The following is a 25,869-nucleotide window of genomic DNA, read 5'->3' as shown; positions in this document are numbered from 1 at the left end:
ATCAAGCCATCGACCACGGCCTACGCTGGTCTGCCTGGCGTCGTCGACACCAGGCAGACGCCCGACGACACCACGTCAGACGACGCCTTCGGCTGCAAATGATAGAGATCTAGCCCTGTAGTACTAGGAGCCGGTGGCTGCGATTCGCGCGGCGAGACGCTCGAATTCCTTGTCGAGGGCGACGCCGGTGGCGTGCTGGTTCAGCAGGACGCCGAGGGTGGCCGTGCCGGGTGCGCCGGTGGCGTGTGCGAGCGCGTAGGCCGCGAACAGCCGGTCACGGCGCCGCAGCGCGCTGGCGGCGATGAGCGCGGCGAGCTTCGCCCGGATCTGGCGGTCGGTGCTGCCGCGGTGCAGCGCCATCCACAGCTGTTCGACCCGGCGGCGGTCGCGATCGATGGGCGGGACGAGCAGCGGTCCGTAGATGCGGTTGTCGCGCAGTGCGCAGGTGAGGGCGAACCCGGTCTCGTCGTCGGGGAGTTCACCGCGGGTGGCGTCGTCGACGGCTTGGGTGACGGTGTCGTGGGTGCGGTTGTCGCAGCGCACGATCAGGGACAGGACGGTGCGGGCGAAGCGACCGAGGCGGGCGGGGATGGTGTCGCCGTGCTCGGTGAACGGCAGCCCCCAGGGGGTCGCCGAGTCGGCCACGATGCGGAGGGGCGGTGTGAGGTCGAGCGGCGAGGTGATCGGGAGGACGGTCCGGATGCGGCGGGGCTCGCGGTAGTCGTGCCAGAGGGCGCCGGGGCGGGTGTGTGAGGTCCAGTAGCTGCCGAGGACGGTGTATCCGTCGGGGCGTAGCGCCGTCTCGAGCGCGGCGATCGCGGCACGGTAGGGGAGGTGCTGCTGGTCCTGGCCGTCCCCGACCGCGACGATCAGCAGGTCGGCTTCGCTGTCGGCCGGGATCTTGTCGCGGACGTGGTGCACCAGCGCCGGGGTGTGCAGGTCGGGCAGGTCGGCAGACGGGAACGACAAGACCGTTGGCGTGAGCGACGTATCCGAGCCGGCGGGCCGGGTGGGGACGCCGATGATGTAGAGCGTGTCGTAGCTGGTGTCGGGAAGTGTGGCGATGGCGTTGCCGGGGGTCAGGTAGGTGGTCACGATGGGTGGGCTCCCGTCGCTCAGCTCTCCTCGTTCGACGCGGGAGAGGCGGTGGCGGCTCACGGTGGTGAGCCGCCACCGCCCGAGCGCGCGCCCGACGGCGGCCCGTCACGTCCACGACACGTGACCGGTCATCGCCGGTGTGGGCCGCCGTCGGGGTGCGCGCTAGCCTCGGACGGCCTCACCCGCCGGGCATCGCCTCTCCTGCTCCACGTTGTCTCGCTGTCCCCGTTGACTGACGCGACGATGTAGTCGGCGGATGTGACAAAGCGCGCCGTGCCGTTCCGGATCAACTGGTGACATCTCGCGGATGCCGCCGAGGTGACCGGCCTGGGAGTTGGGCGGGTCCGACAGGGTGAGCGTGGCGGCGACGCGTGTTGCGTATGCCGGCCTCCGCGATGCCGGTAAGCCGGGTCCACGGCGGTGGGGACCGGATGTGCTGCTCAGACGGCGGCAAGGATCTTGCGGAGGGTGGCGGTGGTGGCGCGGTCGTGCTTGGCCAGCTCGCCCTTCATCACCCGGGTCATGTTCCGTTCGGCTCGGGTGGCGCCGCGGATGACGGCTTCGTGGTGCAGGTGGGTGTTGACGGCCTGCACGACACCCCAGCCGGTGTTCTTCCAGGGGCTGACGCGGTTGTCGCTGGTCCATAGCCGGGTGAGGGCGGAGCGCTTGTTGGCGGCGTTGGTGCGTCCCCGGCCCGGCTCGTCGGGGATCGGGGTGTGGGCGTCGAGGAACGCTTTCCAGGCGCGGTCTGTGACGGTGGTCTGGCACAGTTTCGTGACCTCGGCGGCGAAGTCGTCGGCGACCGTGTGCACGATCTGCAGCGCTTCGCGGGCGGTGAGGAGCTGCAAGTTGCTGTTGCGCTTGTGGATGATCGCGTGTTCCTGGCCATCTTCGCGCAGCCCGGCGGCCATGGTGTTGTCGCAGACGACGTTGGTGACGGCGCGCTTGTAGCGGGTTTTGAGGCTGGCGTCGTGGCTGGAGCAGGCGAGCAGGTTGGGCCGGAACTCCACACCTTCGGGTGTGGTGATGTTGTCGGGCACTTCGACGCTGACCCAGGCCTGCCTGCGTTCGCGCAGCAGTCCGGCGGAGCCGATGGTGAGGCCGTCGTCGAGCAGGGCGGCGACGTTGTCGAGCAGCCAGGTGCTGTACTGGTGGATCTCGTACTCGTCGGTGTGGATGGCGAGGAGGTCGCCGTTGTCGGAGGAGGTGACGCCCAGGTGGGCGGTGGCCGGGCGGAGACCGAACCGGTCCTCGACGAAAACCCGGGCCGGCTCGGCGGTCCAGGCGAACAGGCGCCGTTTGACCTCGGTGATCGGGATCGGGCCTGGGTAGTGGTTTGGTTCGGTGCCTTGGTCTTCGGCGCGGTAGTGCCAGGCGTGGCCGCGTTTCTCGGTGAATCCGATGAGGACGTTGTTGTTGAGCCACTTGCTGGTTTCCTTAGACACGTCAGGAATCCCTTCTGCATGACGCGGTGCGTGCCTGCTGCCCCGGGGTGGCAGGCTCGCGGGTGGACGGCCACTGCTCACCAGGCCGAGCGCCGGCGGTGCACAGGCCACGAAAGCCCAAGGCGCGGATACCTGGGTCGGTGGCCGTGCGCCGCCGGCGCGGGCCTGGTCCCCTGGGGCCCGATCACATCGCGAAGGCCGAGCGCCGGGCACGCCCGGTCGGCGCCAGACAACGCACTTCCCAACGCCGAGACGTCATCCAGTTCGATCTCGTCGAGCTGTGGGAGACCCCACTGCGAGGCGACGCCGACGATCCTCAGGTCGTTCGCCGAGGCCGAGCAGACGCAAGATGTGCTCGAGGTCCAGCTCGGTGAAGGCCGCGGCGGGGAAGGAGTCGGTGTGCAGGTCGCGCAGCGGTAGCGGCTGGGTCTGGCCGTGGTGGCGGCGTTTGAGGATTGCCACGTCGCCGTGGGTGTCGCGGAAGTCTTGTTCGAGCTGGGCGTACCAGGCGAACCGGTCGGGGAAGACGTCGTGGGTGCGGCGCCAGTGGGCCTGGCCGCCGCGGACGCAGAGACCGCCGCAATTGTTGTGGCTGAACCCGAACTCATACAGCCGCGGCGGCTCCAGACTGACATGCCGGCACCACGCCAGGAGATCGTCCTTGGTGAGGCCGGGATGCTGCATCAGCGGGTACTCAACCCGCCACGGCCGCCAACCGGCAGTGATCGCGGGCACTCGGCGCTGCTCGCCGGGTTCGAGTCCGACGTAGAGGACGGTGTCGGCCGGGTCGGTGTGCTCGGTCAGCCAGCGTCGGCAGGGCCGCTGCTTCAGCGCCTGCGAGCACGGAGCTATTCGCGCGTTACCCAGGTAGCTGCGCTGGACGAACAGCTCGAACGGTGTCCGGCCGTCGCAGACCCGGGTGATCGGGATCCCGAGCCGTGCGGAGGCGTCGGCGTTGAAGCGGTAGAGGTCGCTGTCTTCGATCTTGACGTCGGCGAACAGCAGTGTGATCGGGTCGTCGGGGTGATCGTGGCGAACGAGCTCGGTGGCGGCCCAGGAACCGATGCCACCCGACCATTGGATGACGTGATGCACGATGTGACCACCTTTCCGAGGAAGGCCGCGACGTCCCGGAGCGTGGAATGAGGCGCCGGGACGTCGCGGCCGAGCTGACTGTCGGGGACGTGGGTTACCAGCGCGTCGCACCGACCCGGCCGGCGATCTGGTCGAGCTGGTGCTCGATGACGTCGGCGCTGGCGTGCTGCTGGAACAGCAGTCCGATGGTGGGGGCGCCCGGTGCGCTGTGGGCGTGGGCCAGGGCGCAGGCGGTGAGGTGGCGGTCGCCGCGGCGCACGGCGCTGGCCGCGACCAAGGTGGCCAGCCGAGCACGAACGTCGGGGTCGGTGCTGCCGCGGTAGAGGGCCATCCATAGCTGCTCGATGCGCTGCGGGTCGAGATCGGGCGGCGGCAGGAGCATCGGCCCGTAGACGGTGTTGTCGGCCAGCGCGGTGGTGACCGCGAACGCCGCGACGTCGTCGACGAACTCGCCGCGGCCGGCCTGGATGGTGGCGTGGGCGACGATCCGGTTCGCCTCATCGCCGCGACGTACCAGCAGCGGCAGGACACGGCGGGCGAATCGGCCGACGCGGACCGGCAGGGTCTCGCCGGACCCAGCGAACGGCAGGCCCCAGGTCGGGGTTGGGGCGTCCCCGCCCAGCTGGACCGGCGTGGAGAAGTCGAAGTCGGCGCGCGAGGCGATGACGGTGCCGAGGCGGGTGGGGAGGCGGTAGTCGCGCCACGGGGCACCGGCGCGGGTGTGCGGGGCCCAGTACCGGCCGATGACGGTGTGCCCGGCGGGGCGCAGGTCGGCCTCGAGCGCGGCGATCGCGGCCCGCAGCGGCAGCCACCGCCGGGCGCGGTCCTCGGCGATCACGACGATGACCAGGTCGGTATCGCCCTCATCTGGGATTGCGGCTTGGACGTGCTCGGCGATCTCACTGGTGGTCATTCCGCGTATCCGGGTCGCGGGGAAGGCCGCGCCGGTCGGCGAGATGAGGCGCCCCCGGGTGGCGGTGCGGGCGTGGGTCGGTAGAGCGATGACGTGCAGGGTGTCGGCGCGCGTGTCGGGCAGGGATCCGATCAGGTCACCCGGGGTCAGGTACACGGTCACGGTCGGCGCTCCTCGGGTCGGCTCCCCGGCGTGTGGGCCGTGGGAGGCGGTGGCGGCCCACGAGGTGTGAGCCGTCACCGCCCGAGCGCGCGCCCGACGGCGGCCCGCGACGGTCCCGGTCGGATCGGGTCAGCGCCTGGTCCGGGCCGCCGTCGGGGTGTGCGCTAGCGTCGACCGGCCTCCCCTGCCAGGAGGGCCGTCGCGGGCTCCACGTCCACCTCATCGCCCTCCTCGATCGCCGCGAGGATGTCGCCAGCGCAGGTGATCAGGCGGACGGTTGCGTCCTGGATGAGCTGGTGGCACCCGGCGGATGTCGCCGAGGACAGCCAACCCGGCATGGCGAGGACGGGATGGCCGAGCTCGGCGGCGAGGCGCGCGGCGTGGCGGGGCTCCGCTGCGCCGTCCGGCCTCGACCACGACCGTCGCGGTGGTGAACGCGGCGATGAGCCGGTTACGGACCAGGAACCGGCTCATCGCCGGCGGGGTGCCGGGCGGGTATTCGCTGACCACCGCGCCAGAGGCGGCAATCCGCTGGAGCAGGCGCACGTGTCCGGCTGGGTAGCCGCCGTCGAGTCCGCAGGCCAGGACGGCGATGGTGCCGGCTGGGCGTTCGGTCGCCAGCGCTCCGTGGTGGACGCGGCCCCATCGATGCCGTAGCTTTTCTCGCTGGTCTGAACCTGTTGATCACGAGTGTTGTTGCCTAGTGGATCGGTGGTGACGGTCCTGGGGTTGGCTTCAGTCCTGTTGCTGGTGGCGTGGCGGGAGGGGCAGGAGCGTCACGGTCGCGCCAAGTAAGTGCTTAACCTTGGAGACCCGGCTGACCGAGGAGCGCGCCGATGCTCTGGCCGTACGGGGTTAGTGCGTATATCGACGAAGGGGACTGGCTCACCACGTCGGCGTTGTAGAGATCCCACAGCCGCCAGTTCAGCACTTCGGGGTTCGTGCCCAGCGGCCCCGCCGTTAGCTCCTCGAGGCTTCGCGGGCCGGACAGCAACTCGCTGACGATCGAGCGCAACCACGGATCAGAGATGATCGTCCGAGTGTCGATCCGCGGAGCTGACGGGGCTTCGCCTCCGGCAGCGGCCTCCCACTGCTGCGGCGGCGCGGACGGCGTGACGGCGAACCACGTCCTAGCAGCCCGCCTGGTCAGCAGGACGACGACGGCGGCGCACCCGGCGACGGCCACAGCCGAAGTCAGGTAGTCGACGTAGTACGGCCAAGTCGGAAACAGATCCTCGAACCCCGAAGAGGAAAGTCCCGCATACGGACTGGACGAGGACTCCAAGCCGGGAAACTGCTTGACCAGGCTCTCCCGCATCCCGCGATATTCGCCGAGGATCTGATTCAGCGTGAGCTGCTGGGTCAGCGCGATCCCGGCCTGCGCGAGGGCCAGTATCGCGACCGCTCCTGCGGCGATGAACGCCACCACCCGCGCCCGGGGCCGGGGCAGCCGCAGGGCGATGGCCAATGCGACCAGACCGGCGGCGAGAGCCAGCAGGACACCCACGACCATGATGGTGGGCCCGATCGCCACCGCAGGCAGATGGGTGAATTGCAGGTCGACGCCTGCCTGCGCGACCTTGTCCGTCGTCTCCTGCTGGTATCCGGCGAGCCTCGCGGCGGTGTCGTTGTACCGGATCACCGCGGCGACGGCACTGGCGATCGCGGCACCGGCGAGAGCGAATAGGACTCCCATCACGGCAGATACCGCGCGCGGCCTGCTCTGCATAGCTGCCCCTCCCTCGTGGCGTACCAGCCGCGTCAGCTTAGCTAATGCCGCCGATTGCCGGTACCGGGTAGGCCAACTCGGCGGACATACGGTATTAACGAACAATGACGGACCGCGGGAACGACACTTGGGGCGGCATCACGGCCGACGAACTCCGCGAAGCCTGGGACAGCCGGCTTCGCCCCATTCCGGACGATCTGATCGCCGCCGCCGTCTCCCCGGTGACCCGCAGTCTGCTGACCGAGGTGGGGCTGCCGACCGTGGAGGTACTGGGTGTCAGCTTCGTGTCCGGCAGCGGGCTTTCGAATGTCGAGCGACACGCCGGAAACGAGTATCTCGTCGTCACCGACGCCATGCCGTACATGGCGTATGCCATCGACGTCGACACCGACGAGGTGGTCGAATTCGATCGACGTGATCCTGCGGGCACCCGCTTCGTCAACTCGGATCTCGCGACGCTGATCCTGTACCTCGGCCAGGTTTGGCGCGCCGCGAGCCTGACCGAGGCCGCCGCGGCGAAAGCGGCCTTCGCCGAGATCCGCGAATCTTTGTCGCTGCTGGATCCCGTGGCCGTGGAAGAGGGCGCACCATGGTGGCTTCTGTTGGACGAACTCGAATCGAATGCCGAGTGAGGCACCGCGTGCACCAGCCCTGGGCACGACGGCTCGGGCTGATCCTGCTGACGCTGCTCGTCCTGCTGTGCGGCGGGACGACAGCGGTACCCGCACAGGCGGAAACCAACCCGAACTACTGGCTCACGCCCGCGTATGCCGGCAGCGAAATGCACGTTCCCGTGCTCATGTACCGGCACCGGCACACCGCATCACAGGAATTGCTGAAACTCAAGCCGGATGTCACGTGGGCCCGCAATGTCGCGGCCTTCGAGTACTACACGCCCGGCCACATCCGCCTGGTCATCGTCGGGCCGAGCCTTCCGCAGAACATCCCGACGCACCCCGACACCGTTCCCTTCGACATCTACCGCGAGGTCAACGGCGCCTGGATCCTGGTGGACAGCAACGGTGACCCGCTGGAGGCGCAAGGGAAGCCCGTCGACTGGCGGACCCCGGGGCCCGCGAGCGTGGTGTGGAAACCCCGGTCCGATCAGGATCCAGAGATCCAGGCCGCGGTGAAGGCAGGCCGGCATTCGGAGTGGACCACCTCCCTGTACCTGCTGCACAAACTCATGGGCGCCAACGCCACGTCCCGCAGAGGCCTGTCCGAGAGGATCCCGTGTCAATCGGGAGCCAACAACTGCAGGCTGAATCTCCGGACCGAGACCGAGGGTTTGTACCCAGGACTCGAAGTCATGGAGTACATCACCGATCTGCTGGGGACCGACCAGGCCGCGAAGGATCTCCAGGCGACCCAGCGAGCCTGGGAAAGCGTAGGCATGCCGACGCATTCGAATGCCGAGCAGTTGCTCGGCTGGCGGCTGCTGGTGCCTCCCGGCAGCCCCGCGCCCAGTGGCGCAGCCAGCAGCGCGCTGGCACCGGGTGCCGACCCAGGCGGCATCGATTTCTCCACCCTGGAGCTGCGATACCTCAAAGAGGGCGGCGGACAGCTCGAATACGCGTTCAACGCCACGGCGGCCGCCGGCGACAAACACGACGTCGCCGAGGGGCAGCTCGCCGCAGCGCAGTCCTCCGACGCGTTCTTCGTCTGGCTGAGCATGCGCGAGTCCACGTTCTGGGTGAACCTCAACCCGAACGAGCCCGACCGGATCGTCGACCCGACGCTGGGCATCACCGACGTCGGACGCATCATGCTGGAAGCGGATTTCCGGATGAAGAAGGTCGTCGGCAGGCTGATCCAGCCGGACACCGACCTCGGCCGCCGGTTCTGGGGGGAGCCGGGCACCACTGCCGCCCGGTGCATCGACATGCGGCAGTGGATCGTGCCCAAGCCGGCCTCGGTCTACGAGCAGGACGGCGGGCTCTACATCGTCGACGCCCCGCTCGACGTCAAGATGGAGACCGAGTATCTCCAGCAGAAGGGACAGCCGACGGGCTGCGCCAGCCCGGACGCCGCCATGGCCGATCGGTTCCGCACCCTGGTGCTGCCCAAAGTCGTGGAGGACGTCAACCAGGGTCCCGAATTCGCCGAACTGCGCCGGATCTATCTCAGCCGGGTGGCCGCGAGCTGGTATCGAGACCGGCACAGCCGGGACGGCGCACTGGCCGGCATGATCGACAGCGGGAACGTCGCGGCCTGGCCCGCGTTGCGGGACTGGTCACCTCGGCAGGTGTTCGACCAGTACGTGGACTCCTACAACAAGAAGGAGTTCGATGTCAGCCGCCGCGTGAAGGTCGGTAACACGGAGTACCAGGTGACCTACACCCATGGTGGTGTGGACCTCACCGGAATCCAGTTGAATCAGTTGTCACCGTCGCAATTCCAGCGTGACCATGCCGATCTGCCCGAAATGATGCAGCGATCGCTCAGCCGTCAGGTCACCGGTCCCCACGACAAAGTCTGGTTGGGCGCGGTCGGCCACCCGGTGCCGCTGCCTGACTTGAACCGGCCCGACTCACCCACGTCCGACCCGCTCTTCGTCGCATTCGTGGCCGCGCCCGTCGCTGTCTGGCTGGTGATCGGCGTCTGGTCGCTGCTGCGACGACGGCGCAAGGTGAATCGAGGCTGAGCTGATGACCACGACGGACATCGCGGCGGTGCCCCGGCTCCCGAGTGCGGTGATCGCCGGGAGCTATTTGCTCGCCGGAATGGCCGCGGTGGAAGTGACCACCGCCATCGCCGGCTTCTACGCTATCCCGGAGTTCCGCTACGCCCAGAGCAGGCTGGCGCACAACGACGAAGCGGGCACCGTCGCGGTGGCAGGCATGGTGACCTACCTGGTGCTGGCGGCGGTATTCGGCGGACTTTGCCTGTTGCTCGCCATGCTCACCAAGCGGGGTAGTGGCGCCGCCCGGGTGCTGAGCTGGGTGCTCAGCGGACTGACGGTCTGTTTCGTCACCACGCTGGTGCTGACTGGGGTCTATGACTCGGTGTCGTGGTACGGGGATCTGACCCGGCTCTCCGCACTCGCGCTGGTTCTGCTCGCGGCCGGAGCGGTCACATCCCTCGCGTTGCCGCCGTCGCACGTGTACTTCCGCGCCACGCAGGCAGCTCGGCAACCGCGACCGCCGCACCCCGGGCCGCCTTCGGGTTACCGGCCGCCGGACCAGTCGGCACCACCGCCCGGCTACCAGCCACCACCCATGAACCTCTGATTGGACCGTTCCCGGTTCGGTGGACACGGGGCGAGGGTCGCCCGGTCCTTCGGGAGACACGAGCATGGGTTCGACACGCCGCCGATTTACCGAGGAGTACAAGGCGCAGGCGGTAGCGTTCGTCCTCGACGATAATCGGCCTATTGCCGAGGTTGCACGCAATATCGGCGTGCACGAGATGACACTGAGGAAATGGGTGAAGAAAGCCAGGGAGTCCGACGACTCGGCGAGCAAACCGCTGACCGATTCCGAACGCGCCGAACTGGAGCGACTGCGGGCGGAGAACACCGAGCTGAAGATGCAGGTCGAGTTCGCAAAAAAAGTAGCGACCTGGTTCGCGAAAGACAAGCAGTGAAATTCGCTGCGATCGCGGACTGGGCCGACTCCGAGGCCGGCTTCCCGGTCGAGTTCATGTGCCGTGAGCTGGGCGTGTCCCGCTCCGGCTACTACGCCTGGCGCGGCCGCGCCCCCAGCGACCGCGCGCAGGCCGACGCAGACCTGCTCACGGTCATCAAGCACGCGCACGAGCGGCTGCGCGGCAACCCCGGCGTGCGGCGGATACACGCCGAACTCGTCACGCTAGGGCACCGGGTCTCGCCCAAGCGGGTCTGGCAGCTCATGCGCGACGCCGGCCTGCAAGGACGCCACCCCAAGCCGTGGAAACGCACCACCGTCGCAGGGGACGCGCCGGTTCCGGCACCGGACCTGATCGGCCGCGACTTCACCGCCCAGGCAGCCAATCTGCGCTGGTGCGGGGACATCACCTACGTCAAGACCTGGGACGGCTGGGCATATCTGGCCACCGTCATCGACCTGCACTCCCGCGCGCTGGTCGGGTGGGCCATCGCCGAGCACATGCGCACCGACCTGATCACCGACGCCTCGACATGGCCCTCGCCCGCCGAAACCCCGCCGACGGCGTAATCTTCCACAGCGACCGCGGCACCCAATACACCTCCACGATCTTCGCTGAATACTGCACCAACAACGGAATCCGCCGATCACTGGGGCGCACCGGCATCTGCTACGACAACGCAGTATCCGAGTCATTCTTCGCAACCTACAAAAAGGAACTCATCCACACTCAACCGTGGCCGACCGTCAAACACCTGAAGGAAAAGACACTCGACTGGATCGAAACTTATTACAACACCCAGCGGCGGCACTCAACACTCGAATACTTGACACCACAAGAATACGAGCTAGGATACAGGAACATCAACGAAATTGCGGCCTAAGCCCCCGTCCACAAAAGCGGGAACACTCCAGATGCTTCCGTCAGACTGAGTCCAGCAGCGCCAGGACGTGGTCAGAACCGTGATTTCCGGCTTGTCCCGTACCTGTGCGACTACCTCCAGCGCATGGGCCAACGTCCGCTCCGACGGAGCGGCTCGGGCAGTGCGGGTCCGCAACTCGGCATCCAGCCGAGTCGTGGTTTCATGCATGGACCGGACCGTCTGCTCGTGGCCGGCCTGCAGTCCGGCGAGCCGCTGATCGGCAACCGCGCGTTGCCGGTCGGCGTCGGCCTGAACGGCTTCCAGGTCTTTCTGGTGAGCGGAAACGGCGTTAGCGAACTCTTCGCGGACCGCGTCGAGCCGGTCTGAGGGGCTGATCACGCATCGTTCGACTCCCTCGGCGCGGGTTGCTGCGGTGGTCGCGCGGGTTTGGGCCTCCGCGAGCGCGGGTTTCGTCGCGGTAAGCCCAGCAATGATCGTCGCGAACGTGCTGGCGCGTTCGGCAGCCAGGGTGACGGCGGTTTCGGCGCGGTCGGCGACGCGCGCAAGTTCGTCCCGGATCGCCGCCAGCTTGCCTTCGGCACGTTGCCGATCCTCCACCGCGACCTCGCGTTGGGCCCGCTCCTCGTCACGCTGCTCGACCGTGTCCGTGCGCGCGGGCCGCCGGCGGTGTCGTGCTCGACGGCCAGGATGCTGAGGCCGACCAAGATGTCGGCCGGCCATTCGTCTTTCGTGTCAAGTCTGGCCGTGTTGCCTGTTGGCCGCCTGGTCGGTCTTAGCTATTGGGCGGTAAAGGATGCATTACTAGATCTTCCCAGTGACCGCGCCATACCGTTACTGCAGAGTCGTCGTCGTTCTTAACGGCCCGGATAAAGGTCTCCACTGTCCTCCACCGCGGTGTGCCTTGTCCGCGAACCAGCGAATGGATGGTGGACCGAGCCAGCGAGTAGCCCAGCTCGGCAGCTTTCTTGGCAACCTCGACTGGCGGCATGCGCGAGTTCTGAAGTAGAAGAGCCATTGCAGCAGCGAACGCAGTTCGGGTGTCTTCCGCGTGTCGTTGTCGTTGCTCGACCTGCATCTCCCTGATCTGTTCAAGGCTGGGCAGTATCGAGCTGAGCTGTGGTAGTGAGGTTTTGGGCTTCCTCGGTTGACGAATTAGGGCCATCTGCCGCTCGACTTTGCTTCGTCTCGCCATCCACTCCTGAAGGTTGCCACCCCATTCTTTGACGAGCGTGGCCAGAACGTCTCGGGTCGGGACCCGCTGTCCCCGAAGAGCGGCGTAGAGCGTCGCCCTCGGCGTGTTCGTCTTCTTGGCGATCTGCGCGGGGTCCGGCGCTGTGGGTCCCATGCGCTCCCGGAGGGCTCGGAGTTCCAGGGCAAACACGGCGAGAGGACCGTCGTCGGCTGTCAGGGGAAACGGTGGTCGTGGCACTGGCAACTCCCCGGTTGTCTGACATAGTCGACGCATTGTCTCGCATTGTCTCGTTTGAATTGAACAAGCGCAAGAGAGTGCTCGACGATGGCGTGATCGGTCTCAGGCCCTGTGGAAGCCACCGCAACGGCTTGAAGGGGTCGAGATCCGCGAACCTGGGCTCGCTACTCGTCTTGGAGCTGACAGTGAAGATCGAACTGCCCAGCGGGCTTCCGGTGTGGGTCGTTGTCGTTGTGCTGGTGATGCCCACCTCCACCTGCTTCCTCCTCCGGGTGATCAACCGGGTCTTCCCCGATCCCGCTGATCAACGGATGGTGTGGTGGTCGGCCTTCTGGCTGCAGCGGGCCGAAGCGAAGGCAGCTCGTCGACGCTGGCGAGCTCAGGTCCGCCGAACTCGTCGCGAGCATCGCAAAGCCCGTCGGCTTGAGCGGGCGGCTGCTAGGAAATGGGAGCCTCACCGAGAAGTGTCGGAAGCTGCGCGGCGCGATCGGGATGACCATCCCCCATGCTGATGCCGAACCTTGGAACAGAGCTCAGCTCAGGTGGCTGGACGGTGGAGACTGCGAACGTTGCCAGGCTCGCCCGCCGAAGTGCGAAGTTGCTGGGTTTCGACTTCGAGGACGTGAACGACGCGGGCGAACTGCTCGTTGCTCGCCTTCAGGTCGTCACGCTCCCGGGTGACCTTCGCGAGCTTGTTCCGCAGTTCTTCGTTGTCGCGATGCAGGTCTTCGACGATCGCGGGTCTGGCATTCTGGGCCTTGACCAGCGCGTTGAACAGGTCTTTGAGGCCGGTGTGCTTGTGGGTCAGCTTGTTGCGCAGGAGACCCGCCTCGGCGGCGAGGGATTTGATGGTCAGCTTGCCGTCGGAGCGGAGGGGGACGCCGGCGAGCAGCCGGATCATCGCGTCGGTGATCGCGGTGATCTCTTCCGCGTCGGCCCCGCTGCAGTTGCCGGCCGCTGCGGCGGCCTGAGCGAGCAGCTGGCCGATGCCGGTGGCGATCTGGGCGGCTGGCCTGTGCTTGGGTTCGAGGTCGGTCACTGGGATGGCTCCGCGGGCTGGTCGAGGCCGGGTTTATCGCGTTCGTGCCGGTCGATGATCTCGAGGAGCCTGATGCGGCGCTGCTGGTGGCGGTTCCGGATGGGTTGTGGGTGGAGGCCGGAGTCGATCTCGTGCTGCAGGGCGGCGGCTTCGCGGCGGGCTCGGTCGATGTGGGTGTCGGTGCGGGCGACGTTGGCGCAGGCGGTGTTGCAGCGGTCGAAGCTGGGGGTTCCGGTCGGCCGGGTGGGGTTGCCGCGGTGGGGGTCGCAGAGCGCTTTCAGTGGGTTGTGGTTGCAGGCCAGGAGTGCGTCGTCGTGGTCGAACACGCGCAGCTGCGGGTTGTTCAGCAACGCGCGGTATTGCCGGGCCGTGAGGTGGCTGCCCTGGTAGGCAGCGGTGAACTCGGCGGCGGCGCCCTGGTAGCGCTCAGCAGCGGGGCCGCTGACGTGTTCGCCGTCGCGCATGCGCTCGGCCGTTTGGGCCAGGGTGTCGGCCAGGGTTCGGGATCGTTCCAGGTCGAGGATCTCCGTCATGTCCATGCCGGCGCGGGAGCCGTAGGCCTCGCTCATGGTTAGCTGCAAGTGTCCATATTGGATCCCCAGGGCGACGCGGCCGCCGGGGAGCCGGTTGATGAACCAACCGACGGTCTGGCGCAGCCGGGATAGGACGATCGTTCCCGCCGGGTCGGCGGGAACGAGTTCATGGCCGCGGCCATGGTCGTGCGTAAGGTCGTTGGCAAGGCCGATGAACCGTTCGATTCGATAGGCTGCGGCGGCGGGAGTCAAGCTTTCGCCTCGCCAGGGCTTCGGTGCGGCTTTCGCTGGTCCGCCGTCGATGTCGATGGGGAACAGCAGTCCGCCGGGCTCGGTGAGGTGTTCCAGCACGGTGATCGCGGTGGCGACCGGCGCGATGACGGTCCAAGGTTGTTCGCGGATTTCGCCGGCGGCGATGGTGTTGCCCTCGTCGTCGGTGACACCCTTGAAGTGCAGCCCCGTCACGTGGTGGCGGAGGACGCTGTTGCCGGAACTTCCGGCTGCGGCGCAGCAACCGTGCCGCAGGTGGAGCACTTCTTCCGGACGCATGCCGGAGAGGTAGGACACCACGATCAGGCAGGCGGTGCTCAGGTGCGTGACGAGTACTGGTGCCTGGTCGAAGTCGATACCCTCCAGCCAGGGTTTCGTGTTGATCCGGCCGGTGATCGGGATGTCCAGGTTGGCGCGGTCGGCCACCGGGTGATCACGTAGTCCTGCGCGGTCCCGGGCGATGACGCCGCGCGCGGCCGGGATGGAGATCCCGAGGGTGCCGGCGATGTAGCGGACATTGATGGCCGTCCGGACCAGCGGCGAGCTGCGGCGCAGGATTGTGATCCCACTGATGCCGGGAATCGGCTGTCCGGTGACGCGGAGGCGATCGAAGTAGGTCCGCAGGATCTGGTTTTCACCGGGACTGCGTCCCGGCTGGATGTTGGCGAGCAGCCGGGTGTGCTCGTCGCGGGCGGTGAGAATGTCGGGGGCGAAGTCGGTGACGAACCGCAACGCCCAGACCAGCAACGGCGACATGGTCGCCGGATGGATGGGGACCCGGTGGTTGCGCCCTGTGGCGCCGTGCGGCGCGACGAGGTAGTCGTCGGTGCCGTGTTCATCCCACGGCGGCATCGGAATCCGGTCCTGGGGCAGCAGGTAGGGCGTGTAGGCCCAGTGCCGGGTCAGGGCGAGCAGCTGGCGGGCAGCGTAGCCACGGGTGCGGTCGCCCTCGCGCAGGAACACGGCGTAGTCGGCCAGCGTGCTGACGTCGACCTCGGCCAAGGACGTGATCTTCCTGGTGAGCAGCCATTCGGCGAAGCTCCGCCAGGCCCGGACGGTGTGCCGGAGGCTGCTGCCGGTCAGACGAGGCCGGCTGGTGGACCCAGGCCGGGAGAGGACGACATCCGGGGTCGCGATGTTGAGCAGAGCCCAGGTGGCCGTTTGAAGGTGTCCCGAAACTCGGCCGGGAAACGCGTCCAGTGCACCGGGATGCTGGTGGCGGTGTCCTTGGTGCTGAGGTAGGCCAGTTGCCAGGAGCCGTCACCGAAGCGGGGCAGGTCGGCAAGGTCGATGCCGGGGCGGACCAGCGCGGCGGCCAGCACCAAGTCGACCGGACGGGGGGCGACCAGCGTGACACCCGCCGAGCGAAGCGGATGGCTCACGTGTCCAGCCTCCGATCGAGGACCTGGTCGATGATGTCGCGATCGCGGTCGGTCAGCTGGCCTCGCAGCGCCGCTCGCTCCGCCGCGGTGGCGAGGCTGTTCAACAGGTCAGTGACTCTGGAGTAGTGCGTGGCCCAGTCGGTGGCCCAGACCGCCGGACCGACCACGGATCGCAGGGCCGAGAGGGCGTCGTGCAGGTAGGTGATGCGTGGCAGGTGCCGGGTGGCGGCCAGGCCGTTGTCGCAGGCGAAACACAGCAGGAACGACGCCGAACACGGTCCGGCGGGGGTGAACGGGCTGTGCTCGAAGTCGCGGCAAGCGCCGGTCGCGGTGTCCAGGTCGCCGTTGACCAGCTGGTGGACTCCCTCCACCGGTAAGCCGGCCTGGTCGGCCAGGGCGGCGAGTTCGTCCTGGTCCGGATGGGGTGAGGACTGCAGGAGCCGCATCTTGACCGTGGCGGCGGCGTGGTCGACCGCGTTCTGCAGTCCAGCGGCGATGACCTCGCCCGAGTCGGCTCGGACGGTGGCGTTGCGCAGCAGGTAGACGTCTTCGTGGGTGCGCTGGGTGTTCTGCCGCGGGCCGCCGAACAGCGCCTGGTGGGTGCGGCGCAGCCGCACGGCCGAGACTTTCAACTGTCCGCCAAGTGGAGATTCGAGCGCGAGAGTCTCACTCCAGTCCTCGATGGAGTTCTTGGTTGTCCCGACCACCCAGTGAGCCCGACCGGGCCCGGGGCTGTTCACCCGGCGGCCGACGAGCAGCCGCGGGGTCGGGCTGCCGAGCCGCTGCATGCAGGCCCGGGCCTCGGTGGTAATCGTGACGACCTGGCGCAGGGCGTGCCCGGCGGAACCTTCGCCGAGGTCGACGAGGGTGTTGCTGGCGTGTTTGCTTCCGGCGGGGCGCCGGTGCTTGAGGGTGGCGGCCCGGTGGATCTCGACATCCCCGACGGCGCCGTCGGGGCGGAAGTCAGGGATGTTCATCGTTTCCAGCACGGACAGGTTCCAGCCTTCCTCGCAGATGAGCAACACAGCGAGCGCGCCGACCTCGAGGCCGGACGGGAACAGCATCTCCAGGACGCTGCCGTAGCCACCGGGGACCTTCTTGCAAGCCAACGCTGCGCGCTTGGTCAGCCGGCCGCCGTCACCGCGATCCAAGTCGTCGGTGCGGGCGACCTGGTCCAGGAGCGCACCGAGGTGACCGTCGGCGCTGGCAGCCGTTAGCTCGCCGGCGCGATAGCGAGCCAGCAAGGTCAGCCCGGCGTCGATGCGCCGCTCGATCTGGTCCGCGGCGCGCCGCGCCGTGGCGCGGATCAGCTTGAACTCGGCCAGCGTGTAGGCCTCGACCTGCTTCGACACCCGGGTCCGCCGGGCCCGAGCCGCTGCAGCGGCAGCTTGCGTGTCCGGGGCGAGTGCCTCGGTCTTGACCAGGATCCTGCGCACCGCCGAACAGCTGTCCTCGCCGGCGGATTCACCGGAGAGCAGCCACTGCGACCACATCCCCGGCGTGATCTCGGCAACCCGGACGGGCGGGTCGTCGAGGCCGCCCATGAACGCGAGGAATCGTTTGAGCAGGTTGCCGTATTTCTCGCAGGTCGTGTAGCGGACCCAGGTGCCCGTCGACGAGCACATCCGCGCGAACCCCGCCACCGCCTCCCTGCGCAGTTCCTGCGGTCCAAGCGCAGCTCGGAAGTCGAGCGTCCCCAGGGCTTCCCCGTCCTCGCCGGTCGCGGTCACGACCAGCCCGTCCGGGGACAGGTTGCTCGGTCGCTGATAGTCCGCTGGCGGGAGTGTGGCTCGCTGTCCGGGGCTCACGCGGTCACGTCCTGGGGAACGTCGAGGATCAGCCCCGTTTGCTCGGCCAACCGAGTCAGCAATTCGTCGGCGCTCTCGTCGCTGGCGTCGTTGAGCAAGGTGTCCAGCTGCAGACCTCGGACCGGTTCCAGGTAGACCGCCTTGGTCGTCTCTTCCGAGGCGTGGCCGAGCAGGTCCTTCACCAAGGACCAGACGTTGCCGTAGACCGTCTCGTAGTACTTGCGGTCCGTGGCAGACAAGCCCAACCGCCGGTCCAGTGCGTAGTGCAGCGAGATCAGCATCTGCAACGCGAACGAGTGCCGCAGCATGTGCGGCGAACAGAACACCTGCAGCCCCTGCGCCGCGCAACGGGCGTTCGCCAGGCTGAAGACGCGGTTCCAGGAGCGGTAGCGCATTGGCAACCCGGCCTCGGTCAGCCAGACCGCCATCGGCTCGATCCCGTGCTCACCCTCGATGTAGAGGTTCAGTCGAGCCAGATCATCGAGATTGTCCAACGTGGACGTGCCTGTGCTGCCGTGCTCGTCCACCCACTGCACTGAGCCCTTACCGGTGATGTTCCGCACCAGCCAGCGGGTCGTGAGCGCATCGTAGACACCCTCTCACTGGGCTCGTGCCACCGCCTCGGCCCGGGTGCTCACTCGGTAGGCGTCGATCGCCTTGAGCGCCGAGCGGCCGACGTAGAAGTACCGGTCGGCGCGCTTCGCAGTGGCCTTCGCGACGTGGGCCGCGTAGTACCGCCTGGGCACCGTCGTGTCCGGTAACTCCGCCAGCAGCAGCGACCCGGCTTCTCGTCGGCGTAGCCCGCTGCTGAGCAGCAGGTCGGCGAACGCGGCGTCGCGTCCGTCATTGCGGCCTGGCCAGGTCTCATCGGGCAGGCCGCCCGCGATGTAGCCGCGCAACCCGACGTCCCGCCAGGCGCGGTAAGCCCGGGGCGTCAACCACTTCACGTTGTAACTGCGAGTGTCGGTGGGGGCCAGCTCCGGGACCTTAACCGAGCCGCCGTCCGGCAGCTGCTTCGTGCGCAGCACCACCGGGCTGCCGGTCATGTGGCGGCGGCTGACCGCCCAGTCGTAGAGCAGGCGGAACGCCGCCAGCTCTCGCCCCCACTTCGAACCCCCGATCCGACCCGGATTGTTCGCGTCCCGACGTCGCCAGTACTCGTAGTCCTCCAGGTCCTCGGCCCGGATCTCGTCCCAGTTCCGACCGCGCTGCCACAAGAAGGTGAACAGCAGCCGGTAGTCCAGCACGTACGACTCCTGGGTCCCGCGCGCCCGGGTCGCGAACCTCGAATGCCGGAAGAATTCGCTCAGCCGCGGGTCTACTCGGTAGTCCGGCGTCACCAGAATGGGCTGCCGACGCCGGAACCCGAGTCGCTCTTCGCGCTCCGCGAGATCAGGCCACGCATCGGTCCGAATCGGACCTCGGGGCGCCGTCCCGCCGGTCCAGTACAACGTCCACTCGCTCGGCATCTGCCCCAACATCCCCATAACTTGATCTTGGACAACACGGCGACTGTAAACGGAATTCGTCGTCTTCGGGGATCACGAACCGGGCGCCGAGCTGCGTGGCGGTGCGCAGGCTGGCTTCGGCGCGCATCCAGTTCTCGCCGAGACGGGTGCCGGCGAGCACGTCGGCCGGTGCGGTGCGTTCGCTGACGTGGTGGGCGGCCTCGACGGGCCCGACCTCGGCGACGTAGCGCGCGAGGATCGGGTTGGTGGGTTCGGCGGCGTGCTGGAGGAACGCGCGGGCGCGCCGCGCGTCGGTGGAACTGGACATGAATCCTCCTTCGAGCGAGCTGAGGGGGCGAGGTGCTTGCGCGGGTTCAGGTCGCGTCGGGGAAGGTCCGGACGCAGATCTCCTGGCCACGGCGTTCGACGACGGTGCCGACCGGCCACTGGGCGGCGATGCGCAGCAACTCGATGGCGTCGTTGGCGGCGCCGGTGCGCAGTTCGGCGGTGTTGGGGAGGCCCATGGCGGTGAGCCCGGCGTGGAAGCGGGCGATGAATTGCGCAGGTGTCATGTCGGATTCGGTGATCTCGGCGGTGGTTGTGGTCTGCCGGCTGGTGATGCCGACGAAGCTGCGTGCGCAGCCGCAGTACGGGTTGTCCGGGTCTTCATGCGTCAGGCCGCACAGGTCGACGATCTCTGTCTTGGGGATGCTGTTGGAGTCGTTGTCTCGTTCGCCTTGGGTGCGGTGGGTGGAGACGAGGTACTTGAGCACGGATTCCTCCTCGGTGAACACGGCCGGTGGCCGTGGATGCGGCCGTCGCCAGCGGGTCCCGTGGGTCCGGGGCAAGCCGACCGTTCGAGTACGGCCGCGTCCCGCGCGGGATGTGGGCTTGCCCCGGACCGCGGGTCTGCTGCACTGCGCTGCAGTCACGTCCGCCGGTCGCACGATGGGGAGGAAGTGGCCGGGGTGCTGCGTTTCGCACAGGACCCGACACTGAAAGTTATCACGAGAAAATTCGCCACAGTTGTGGCGGATTAGATTTTTGTGGTGCACTCTGGTTGTAGAAGGTGATCCACAGTGGTCCAGACGGGAGCGACCACAGTGGACTCTTCCGGGGACCCGGTTCGCTCTCAACCCCCGGTGGACAACGGGTTTCCGGCTCGGGAGGGGTCGCAGGGGAGGGCACCTCTCCCGAGCCAATCAACAACGACGCCAGCCGTTCACTTCGCTGGGCGGCCAGGCCCTCACGGTGGATGCGACCTCCGAGCATGGTCGTCGTCAAACTCCGCCTTCTTGTACGCGGGTCCGATGAGCCGCTGCCCTCATGCTCGGCCGAGTTCTCTGTTCGAGCGGCCTTGACGCGCCAGTTCGACGGGAGTCTGTTCCATGACCGCAGCTTTTCTGAGCGTCAAACAGATCGCGACGTCTCTGCTCATGCTCGCAACGCTCGCGGGCACGACGATGGCGACCGTGGATCCGGTGCAGGCGGCCGAATCGTCGCGTGTCTGCGACGTGGCCTCCGACCCACTCGACGTCGGCGGGCCGGCCGAAGGCGACGCCAACGCGGGCACACTGGCGGTCTCGCCTGAGGGCCCTCATCTGGTCGACGCAGGTCTCGTCTCGTACGCAGTCGTTGTATTCTGCGATAGCGCAAAGCTGAGATACTTCGCTGGTGATGCGGGAGACGCGTCGATGAGTCCTGGTGTGGAAATGGGAATCGTCCTGCTTGCCATCTGCGCTCTTTTGGTGACCACGGTGTTCGTCGGGAGCCGGTGGCGGGAAAAGATCGGAGGTCTCGGCCAGGTCCCGCCGCCGGCCCCGGAGCACGCGCGCCGGCTTACTGCGCTGCGGGACGAGGACTATGACGTCGTCCTGCGGGGTGGGGCCATTGTCAACGGCGTCAGCGCGACGTGGCCGTTCGCCAGCCTGCTGGTCAGCCGAGACCAGATCGAGCTGCGTATCAAGGTCCTTGTACCGGTCCGGATCGCCCGCGTCGAGGTGACCGGCGTACGTCGGGTGCGCGGCCTGTATAGCCGCGGTTTCAAGTTCCGGACCGAGTCGGCCCGGTTGGACAAGGTGAGCTTCTGGCCTGTGGGCAAGGCCTCGAAACAGCTGGCCGAGCTCGGTTGGCAGTGAACCGCCGGTGTACCGCGCTGGGCGGGGCTGTGCTGGGCGCGGATTGCCTGGCTGAAGCGGGTCGGTGAAGCCCGGTTGTGGGCGATGATGGCCGTTTCGGTCCGGCATTTGCCTCCGGCCAGATCGCGGAGTCAGGTTCCGCCGGGCAGCGCTGGCGCAGTCGTTGCTGTGATGTTGTCCCGGCCTTGGCGTTTCTGGTTGCGCCCCGACTGAGGCACAGTATGGTGCAGCTCGGGCACGGTCCGTTACTTGAGTAGGACCGGGAGTAGGGGAGAGACATGTGGGACATCGTGATGCGGTCATGACCGCGCCGCGCCGCGATCTGCGACTGATGCAACAGCAGGCCGGCGAGCTGGACGCGCGCCTTGCCGCCGCCCGGTACACCGCGCGATCAGCCGACCAGCTGGTCACCGCCGTGGCGACCGGCCAAGGTGCCCTGCTCGACCTGCGGATCGACGATCGGGCACTTTCCGGTGCCCACACGCACAAGCTGGGGCTGTCCATCGTCGAAGCGGTCCGCGCCGTGCGCGCCGCAGCCAACGCCGCGGCGCTACCGCAGCTGAACGCCCTGTTCGGCAAACAGCCGCCGCCCCTCACCTCCGAGCCAGCCCCTGCAGCTGGCCGAGCCCTCATCGGGCAGCGGGCCCGCTGCGGCGCCGCGGCCGGCTGCGGCGCCGCGGCCGGCTGCAGCGCCGGAGCCGGACCGCCACCGTGCCACCGCCGACGACGACGAGAACTTCGAGGAACTCGACTTCCTCACCGACGAGGAACCGCAGGGAGGCGGTCGCTGGTGACCACCGAAGAAGACCTCTATCACCTCGCGAAGGACATCGACGCCCGCGTCGCGGCGGTGGAGCAGGCAGCCAAGACCGGCGAAACCCTGCCCCTGGTGCAGCCCATCGGCACCGGGCTCGGCACGGTCACCGTCGACGGCCTGGGCGGCCTGGTCTCGGTCGACCTCGATCGCGACGCCATCGGCGCGCAAACCGGAGCCAGCCTGGCCAAACACGTCCTGCGGGCGATCACCACCGCCGAATCGGCCGCCACCACCCGCCGCAAGGCCATGGTCGACGACGCCGCACGGGAGACCCGATGAGCGATTTCAACGTGATGGGCAACGCCGCGGCAGGCTCGGGCTTCGAGGTCTACCCGCAGGCCTTGCGGGCGGCCACCGACGACGTGTTCGCAGCCCGCGACAAGGTGACCAAGGTCGGTAACGAGGACCTGGCGCAGGTGGTCCTGCGCGAGGACGACGTCGGCATGCTCGGGGCTCAGGCAGGTGTCGTGGAGAAGTTCAACGCCGCGATCGCCCGCATCCGCGACAAGACCGGCAAAGGCGCGATGCAGCTCGGCCAGTTCGCCGAAGCGCTCGACAAAGCCGCCGACTTCTACGAAACCCAGGACGAGGCGGACTTCCAGCATCTGCGCGACCTGGAACGGGGACTGAACTGACCATGAGCGCACCGACTGCCCCGCAGAAACCGGCTGCCGCGCCGCAGCCCTTTCCGGAAGAATCCGCCGGGAAGATCCGCAGGATCGCCGAACTGCTCGGCCGAGGCGACATCATCCAGCTGCTGGACGACGTCCGCAACAAGCTTCTGGGCAACGCGTTCCAGGTCCAGGACATGGCATTCGCGAAGAACCACACCCTGTCCGACGCCAGCGACGACATCGACAGCGCCGTCCAGGCCGTGAGCGGCACCTGGAGCGGACGCGCCGCCAGCCAGTTCACCACCTACGCCAGCACCGTCGGAAAGGCCCTCGGCGGGCAGCAGGACGTCATCGGCGGGATGTCCGGGATCTTGTCCGGGATCGCCGGCTGCGTGATCGAGACCTACAGCAAGGCGCTCGAGTTCATCGGCACCTGTGCCGTGGAGCTGGGCAAACTCGGCTACAAGACGATCGTGGCGATCGTGACCTCGGCGATTCCCATCGTGGACATCTTCACGTCCAAGGACGTCATCGACGCGGTCGTGGATGCCTTCGCCAACCTCGTCACCGCCAGCAACGGACTGTTCGCCCAGGCGTTCTCCACCCTCGGCGACTTCCGCACCCAAGCCACCGCCCTCGTGCAGGGCGACACCGACTTCCCCGACCTCCCCCAGATGCCCGCCAACTCCGGAATGGACAACGAGAAGCAATGGCGCATCGACCCGACAGCGGCTCCGGCATAAAGACAGCAGCCCTCACGTGTGCGGTTCTGGTGTCGGCGAGCCTGCTCACCGGATGCGGCCCGTCGACACCCGAGCGCGTGCTAACCCAGCCACCGGCGCCGGCACAGACCGGCGCCCCACTGCCGGTGGACCAGGTCGACCGGCCGCTCGACCTGACAAGGTTCGACGCCGATCCCTGCAGCCTGCTCACGAAGGACCAGGTCGCCGCCGTGGTGGCCGATCCCCCCGACGGGGCGCAGCCGTTCAGAAAACCCACGCCCCTGTTCGGCTGCTCCTGGGTCGAAGCGATGGGCGCGAACGCGACCGTCTCCAAACCGGCCGGGAAGATACGCACACTGACCGAGCTGTCAGCCTCACCGGCACGGACAGCAGACGAGCTGGAGCCGTGGACCGAAACATCGATCGAGGGCCTGCCTGCGATCGTCTACCACCAGCGCGGAGACACGACCGACTGCTCGGTGTCAGTGCAGGTCACCGAGCAGCAGATGCTCACCTTCGAGATCATCGGCAAGGATCTACCCAAGAACTACTGGGCCAACGACCGGTGCGGCGGCGTGGCGAAGATGGCCGAATCCGTGATCGGCAATCTCCGCCAGCCCTGACCCGACGATCGATGCCCCGATGAGGCGTGCACATTCGCCCGCCGCAGGGCTCACACCGCACTCGAACGTCCTCTTCTGCCGATGTGCGCGTACAGGCCCCGATGCGGCGTCGTTTGATCAACCACTGGTTAGTAGAGAGGACTTGAGACGTCGCGGATGGTGTGGTGCGGTCGCCTGACCTGTTCCGCCAGCAGTTGGCGCTGTGGTAAATGGTCAGGATTACCTACGCGGCGGTGATCGTCGGACTCACTCTGCCCTACTTCAATCGCTAATCGGCCAGCTGCCTGTGCTGCCAATTCGAGAGCCACCAAAGCTGCACAGCGAGGCTTGACGTCTTCCTGCGCATTAGGTGCTCGACCAGACGTTTCTCAGCCGCGGCAGTGAGGCGGTCATATCCTTTGAAAGCGAACATTAGACCCGCGAATTGGGCGCCTGCCAGTGCTGCGTTGAGCCAGTCGAGACCTAGGGGACCATGGGCAGCTGCGGTGACGCCGAGGGTCGAGCCCAACTTGACTGTCAAGTCGGTCCATGGGTGCACTCGCCGACGGGCCGCCGATCGCAGTGATCCAAAAGTCACGCCTCGGACGTCTTGCAGGGTCGACTGGATAATCTGCTCTGCCACGACGGCCGAGTCGACCAGCTCGTCGAGCTCCGTCGCCTGAGCGGTCGCGACCCGGTACTCGAGGTTCTGCAGCGCTGACCAGAGGTGGCGGGCCATTCCGTCTTGATGGAACTGCACTAACGTGTCCACGTCCATGGTGGTCGGCACCTGGAGTGCTAGGCCTTCCAGCAGAAGCTGTACCTCGGGCCCAAATTGCCGAATCTCCGGCAGGCAGAGGTACTCGCTGCCAGCCGCTTCGGCCACTGCCACGGGGGCTGATATCCCGTAGTTTGGTGTACCGCCTAGGCCCATTAGCGTGGGATACGTCAGCAGTTCGCTCGCTTCCAGAAGCCGTCGCACTGACCACGCGCGATCGGGGAGTGTCGCTAGGCCCGTTGCGATTGGCTCGTACCCGTAAATACACAAGTCTACGTAGTTCGTGCAGATCTCCGTCGCGATCCGTTCACGCAGGTTTTTCTCTGTTAGGTGCGGGAAGTGCTTTTTGTATTTCGCGTGTACCCACGCCTCGCGGACCATCTCTTCAAGCGGCAACACCCTTTGCGCGACCTCCCAGTGCTCATCCGCGTTGGCAAACCGGCGCGCCAGTTCGTCACCCCTCGCCCATACAGACGGTGGCTTGAAAGAGAAGAGGTCGTTGATATGGGCCTTACGCGCGTAGTGTGATGGATGCCCGATTATTGGCTGGACGCAGCCTCTTTCGACCAGTGCCAAGAACTGATCCCACTTCATGCCGAGTCTCTGCTGTACGACTTCCTTGCTGGTCGGCGGGACGTAGACGACAGTCTGTTCGTATAACAGCAGCAGAGCGGAAAGCGGTGCGCCAGCACGATGGAAACCTAGGCGGTCGGGTACAAGCCGGTCTGCGTATATTTTCGTAGCATCGCTGACGAAACCGTCGAAGACTGCCCGGTGGCCGTGGGTGCGTACGTAGTCGCGTTCAGTCTCCTCATACCGAAGTAGGTCGTCAATCTTCACGGACGTGTCTCCTCAAAACTCTGTCCTAGCAGGCAGGTCATGCAGCAATGTGATAGCCACCGCGCGATCGGGTGGCGTGTCCACTGTCATCGCGATACTGAGCGCGATAATCTGAGGTGTCGAAGCTACGTCCTTATAGACTCGTAGCTCGTCATCCGGGCCAGCGTCGAGGCGGACCAGGATGTGGCTGTGCGCTTCGATTGGCTTGCCTCTGTAGAAGAAGTCGGCAATGCGTGAGCAACGTTTGTCGCTACCCACGCTCGTAGTCCATCTTCCCAGGAGTCCCATCGAGGACCAGGTCATAGTTGCTTTCGTCTTAACGAGCACGTGTACGACCGGCGTGCATTCGCTGCGCGAGGAGACCGCCATCCGCCACGACGTCGACGCCGTTCACCCACGACGCCGCTGTACTTAGTACGGCAGCCGCAGTGTGGGATGTTTGTCGCGTTGTCGCTGGTAGTGGCTGTGGCGGGCGCGGGTTTGGTGGCGTCGTCGCCACAGCGACCAGTGATCGGTGTGCGTGGATGGGTGTGCGGGGT

Annotated in this window: 27 protein-coding genes and 2 pseudogenes; 12 read left to right on the top strand and 17 right to left on the bottom strand. The window is 67.2% G+C overall.

Annotation, left to right across the window (positions count from 1 at the left end; translation table 11 throughout):
• Window positions 1-123: 123 nt before the first annotated feature.
• The 7 genes and pseudogenes from ACLJQZ_RS47540 to ACLJQZ_RS47510 form a co-directional block, all read right to left on the bottom strand.
• A complete protein-coding gene (locus ACLJQZ_RS47540; RefSeq protein WP_410628223.1) occupies window positions 124-1,095 on the bottom strand; it encodes a DUF4192 family protein in 972 nt (323 codons plus the stop codon).
• A 443-nt stretch (window positions 1,096-1,538) separates the two neighbouring features.
• Complete coding sequence (locus ACLJQZ_RS47535; RefSeq protein WP_410628221.1) at window positions 1,539-2,543, bottom strand: DUF932 domain-containing protein; 1,005 nt, start codon at window positions 2,541-2,543, stop codon at window positions 1,539-1,541.
• A 255-nt stretch (window positions 2,544-2,798) separates the two neighbouring features.
• A complete protein-coding gene (locus ACLJQZ_RS47530; protein ID WP_410628220.1) occupies window positions 2,799-3,638 on the bottom strand; it encodes a hypothetical protein in 840 nt (279 codons plus the stop codon).
• Window positions 3,639-3,732: 94 nt separating this feature from the next.
• Entirely contained in the window at window positions 3,733-4,713 is a 981-nt protein-coding gene (locus ACLJQZ_RS47525; protein WP_410628218.1) for a DUF4192 family protein, read from the bottom strand.
• A 164-nt stretch (window positions 4,714-4,877) separates the two neighbouring features.
• Window positions 4,878-5,051: a hypothetical protein gene (locus ACLJQZ_RS47520; protein WP_410628217.1), complete on the bottom strand. Its 174-nt coding sequence runs from the start codon at window positions 5,049-5,051 to the stop codon at window positions 4,878-4,880.
• Between the two features lie 109 nt (window positions 5,052-5,160).
• Window positions 5,161-5,298 (bottom strand): annotated as a pseudogene (locus ACLJQZ_RS47515) (DNA-processing protein DprA); the annotation flags it as partial.
• A 214-nt stretch (window positions 5,299-5,512) separates the two neighbouring features.
• A complete protein-coding gene (locus ACLJQZ_RS47510) occupies window positions 5,513-6,442 on the bottom strand; it encodes a hypothetical protein (protein ID WP_410628215.1) in 930 nt (309 codons plus the stop codon).
• 104 nt (window positions 6,443-6,546) lie between these two features.
• Between ACLJQZ_RS47510 and ACLJQZ_RS47505 the strand changes: the two genes are divergently transcribed.
• The 6 genes and pseudogenes from ACLJQZ_RS47505 to ACLJQZ_RS47480 all read left to right on the top strand — a co-directional run bounded on the left by ACLJQZ_RS47505 (window position 6,547) and on the right by ACLJQZ_RS47480 (window position 10,910).
• Window positions 6,547-7,074, top strand: coding sequence for an SUKH-4 family immunity protein (locus ACLJQZ_RS47505; protein ID WP_410628214.1), 528 nt, complete (start codon window positions 6,547-6,549; stop codon window positions 7,072-7,074).
• An 8-nt stretch (window positions 7,075-7,082) separates the two neighbouring features.
• The gene (locus ACLJQZ_RS47500; RefSeq protein WP_410628213.1) at window positions 7,083-9,086 is read left to right on the top strand and encodes a hypothetical protein; all 2,004 of its coding nucleotides are present in this window, start codon (window positions 7,083-7,085) and stop codon (window positions 9,084-9,086) included.
• Between the two features lie 4 nt (window positions 9,087-9,090).
• Window positions 9,091-9,672 (top strand): hypothetical protein, encoded by a 582-nt coding sequence (locus ACLJQZ_RS47495; RefSeq protein ID WP_410628212.1) that lies wholly within the window; start codon window positions 9,091-9,093, stop codon window positions 9,670-9,672.
• 64 nt (window positions 9,673-9,736) lie between these two features.
• On the top strand, window positions 9,737-10,027 hold the full coding sequence (locus ACLJQZ_RS47490; RefSeq protein ID WP_410628211.1) for a transposase: 291 nt from the start codon (window positions 9,737-9,739) through the stop codon (window positions 10,025-10,027).
• A pseudogene (locus tag ACLJQZ_RS47485) lies at window positions 10,024-10,631 on the top strand (IS3 family transposase); the annotation flags it as partial. The gene ACLJQZ_RS47490 and the pseudogene ACLJQZ_RS47485, both read left to right, overlap by 4 nt.
• Window positions 10,632-10,634: 3 nt before the next feature.
• Window positions 10,635-10,910: an integrase core domain-containing protein gene (locus ACLJQZ_RS47480; RefSeq protein WP_410628224.1), complete on the top strand. Its 276-nt coding sequence runs from the start codon at window positions 10,635-10,637 to the stop codon at window positions 10,908-10,910.
• Here ACLJQZ_RS47480 and ACLJQZ_RS47475 read toward each other — a convergent pair.
• Window positions 10,875-11,507, bottom strand: a complete 633-nt coding sequence (locus tag ACLJQZ_RS47475) for a hypothetical protein (protein WP_410628210.1) — start codon at window positions 11,505-11,507, stop codon at window positions 10,875-10,877. The genes ACLJQZ_RS47480 and ACLJQZ_RS47475 overlap by 36 nt on opposite strands.
• An 819-nt stretch (window positions 11,508-12,326) precedes the next feature.
• Between ACLJQZ_RS47475 and ACLJQZ_RS47470 the strand changes: the two genes are divergently transcribed.
• A complete protein-coding gene (locus tag ACLJQZ_RS47470; RefSeq protein ID WP_410628209.1) occupies window positions 12,327-12,851 on the top strand; it encodes a hypothetical protein in 525 nt (174 codons plus the stop codon).
• A 26-nt stretch (window positions 12,852-12,877) separates the two neighbouring features.
• Here ACLJQZ_RS47470 and ACLJQZ_RS47465 read toward each other — a convergent pair whose 3' ends face one another.
• The 8 genes from ACLJQZ_RS47465 to ACLJQZ_RS47430 form a co-directional block, all read right to left on the bottom strand.
• Window positions 12,878-13,378, bottom strand: coding sequence for a hypothetical protein (locus tag ACLJQZ_RS47465; RefSeq protein ID WP_410628207.1), 501 nt, complete (start codon window positions 13,376-13,378; stop codon window positions 12,878-12,880).
• Window positions 13,375-15,183, bottom strand: coding sequence for a hypothetical protein (locus ACLJQZ_RS47460; protein ID WP_410628205.1), 1,809 nt, complete (start codon window positions 15,181-15,183; stop codon window positions 13,375-13,377). The genes ACLJQZ_RS47465 and ACLJQZ_RS47460 overlap by 4 nt, the downstream gene beginning before the upstream one ends.
• A 77-nt stretch (window positions 15,184-15,260) precedes the next feature.
• Window positions 15,261-15,563, bottom strand: coding sequence for a hypothetical protein (locus ACLJQZ_RS47455; protein ID WP_410628203.1), 303 nt, complete (start codon window positions 15,561-15,563; stop codon window positions 15,261-15,263).
• Entirely contained in the window at window positions 15,560-17,293 is a 1,734-nt protein-coding gene (locus tag ACLJQZ_RS47450; protein WP_410628201.1) for a hypothetical protein, read from the bottom strand. Before ACLJQZ_RS47450 ends, ACLJQZ_RS47455 begins: the two co-directional genes overlap by 4 nt.
• Before the next feature lie 74 nt (window positions 17,294-17,367).
• A complete protein-coding gene (locus tag ACLJQZ_RS47445; RefSeq protein ID WP_410628199.1) occupies window positions 17,368-17,934 on the bottom strand; it encodes a hypothetical protein in 567 nt (188 codons plus the stop codon).
• Between the two features lie 36 nt (window positions 17,935-17,970).
• Window positions 17,971-18,711, bottom strand: coding sequence for a hypothetical protein (locus tag ACLJQZ_RS47440; protein ID WP_410628198.1), 741 nt, complete (start codon window positions 18,709-18,711; stop codon window positions 17,971-17,973).
• Window positions 18,712-18,763: 52 nt separating this feature from the next.
• Complete coding sequence (locus ACLJQZ_RS47435) at window positions 18,764-19,147, bottom strand: hypothetical protein (protein WP_410628197.1); 384 nt, start codon at window positions 19,145-19,147, stop codon at window positions 18,764-18,766.
• Window positions 19,148-19,193: 46 nt separating this feature from the next.
• The gene (locus ACLJQZ_RS47430) at window positions 19,194-19,592 is read right to left on the bottom strand and encodes a hypothetical protein (RefSeq protein ID WP_410628195.1); all 399 of its coding nucleotides are present in this window, start codon (window positions 19,590-19,592) and stop codon (window positions 19,194-19,196) included.
• A gap of 615 nt (window positions 19,593-20,207) precedes the next feature.
• Here ACLJQZ_RS47430 and ACLJQZ_RS47425 point away from each other — a divergent pair.
• The 5 genes from ACLJQZ_RS47425 (at window position 20,208) to ACLJQZ_RS47405 (ending at window position 23,733) form a co-directional block, all read left to right on the top strand.
• The gene (locus ACLJQZ_RS47425; protein ID WP_410628193.1) at window positions 20,208-20,957 is read left to right on the top strand and encodes a hypothetical protein; all 750 of its coding nucleotides are present in this window, start codon (window positions 20,208-20,210) and stop codon (window positions 20,955-20,957) included.
• Between the two features lie 301 nt (window positions 20,958-21,258).
• The gene (locus ACLJQZ_RS47420) at window positions 21,259-22,053 is read left to right on the top strand and encodes a YbaB/EbfC family nucleoid-associated protein (RefSeq protein WP_410628191.1); all 795 of its coding nucleotides are present in this window, start codon (window positions 21,259-21,261) and stop codon (window positions 22,051-22,053) included.
• Window positions 22,050-22,409: a hypothetical protein gene (locus ACLJQZ_RS47415; protein ID WP_410628189.1), complete on the top strand. Its 360-nt coding sequence runs from the start codon at window positions 22,050-22,052 to the stop codon at window positions 22,407-22,409. The genes ACLJQZ_RS47420 and ACLJQZ_RS47415 overlap by 4 nt, the downstream gene beginning before the upstream one ends.
• Window positions 22,410-22,411: 2 nt before the next feature.
• On the top strand, window positions 22,412-23,131 hold the full coding sequence (locus ACLJQZ_RS47410; RefSeq protein WP_410628188.1) for a hypothetical protein: 720 nt from the start codon (window positions 22,412-22,414) through the stop codon (window positions 23,129-23,131).
• Window positions 23,098-23,733 (top strand): DUF3558 domain-containing protein, encoded by a 636-nt coding sequence (locus ACLJQZ_RS47405; RefSeq protein ID WP_410628186.1) that lies wholly within the window; start codon window positions 23,098-23,100, stop codon window positions 23,731-23,733. Before ACLJQZ_RS47410 ends, ACLJQZ_RS47405 begins: the two co-directional genes overlap by 34 nt.
• A 268-nt stretch (window positions 23,734-24,001) precedes the next feature.
• Here ACLJQZ_RS47405 and ACLJQZ_RS47400 read toward each other — a convergent pair whose 3' ends face one another.
• Window positions 24,002-25,330 (bottom strand): hypothetical protein, encoded by a 1,329-nt coding sequence (locus tag ACLJQZ_RS47400; protein WP_410628185.1) that lies wholly within the window; start codon window positions 25,328-25,330, stop codon window positions 24,002-24,004.
• Window positions 25,331-25,869 lie beyond the last annotated feature (539 nt).

The sequence above is a fragment of the Amycolatopsis sp. cmx-8-4 genome (genome assembly GCF_046548675.1).
Taxonomy (GTDB): Bacteria; Actinomycetota; Actinomycetes; order Mycobacteriales; family Pseudonocardiaceae; genus Amycolatopsis.
Note: the sequence above shows the minus strand (reverse complement) of the source record. Positions and strands in the feature narration are given on the sequence as shown.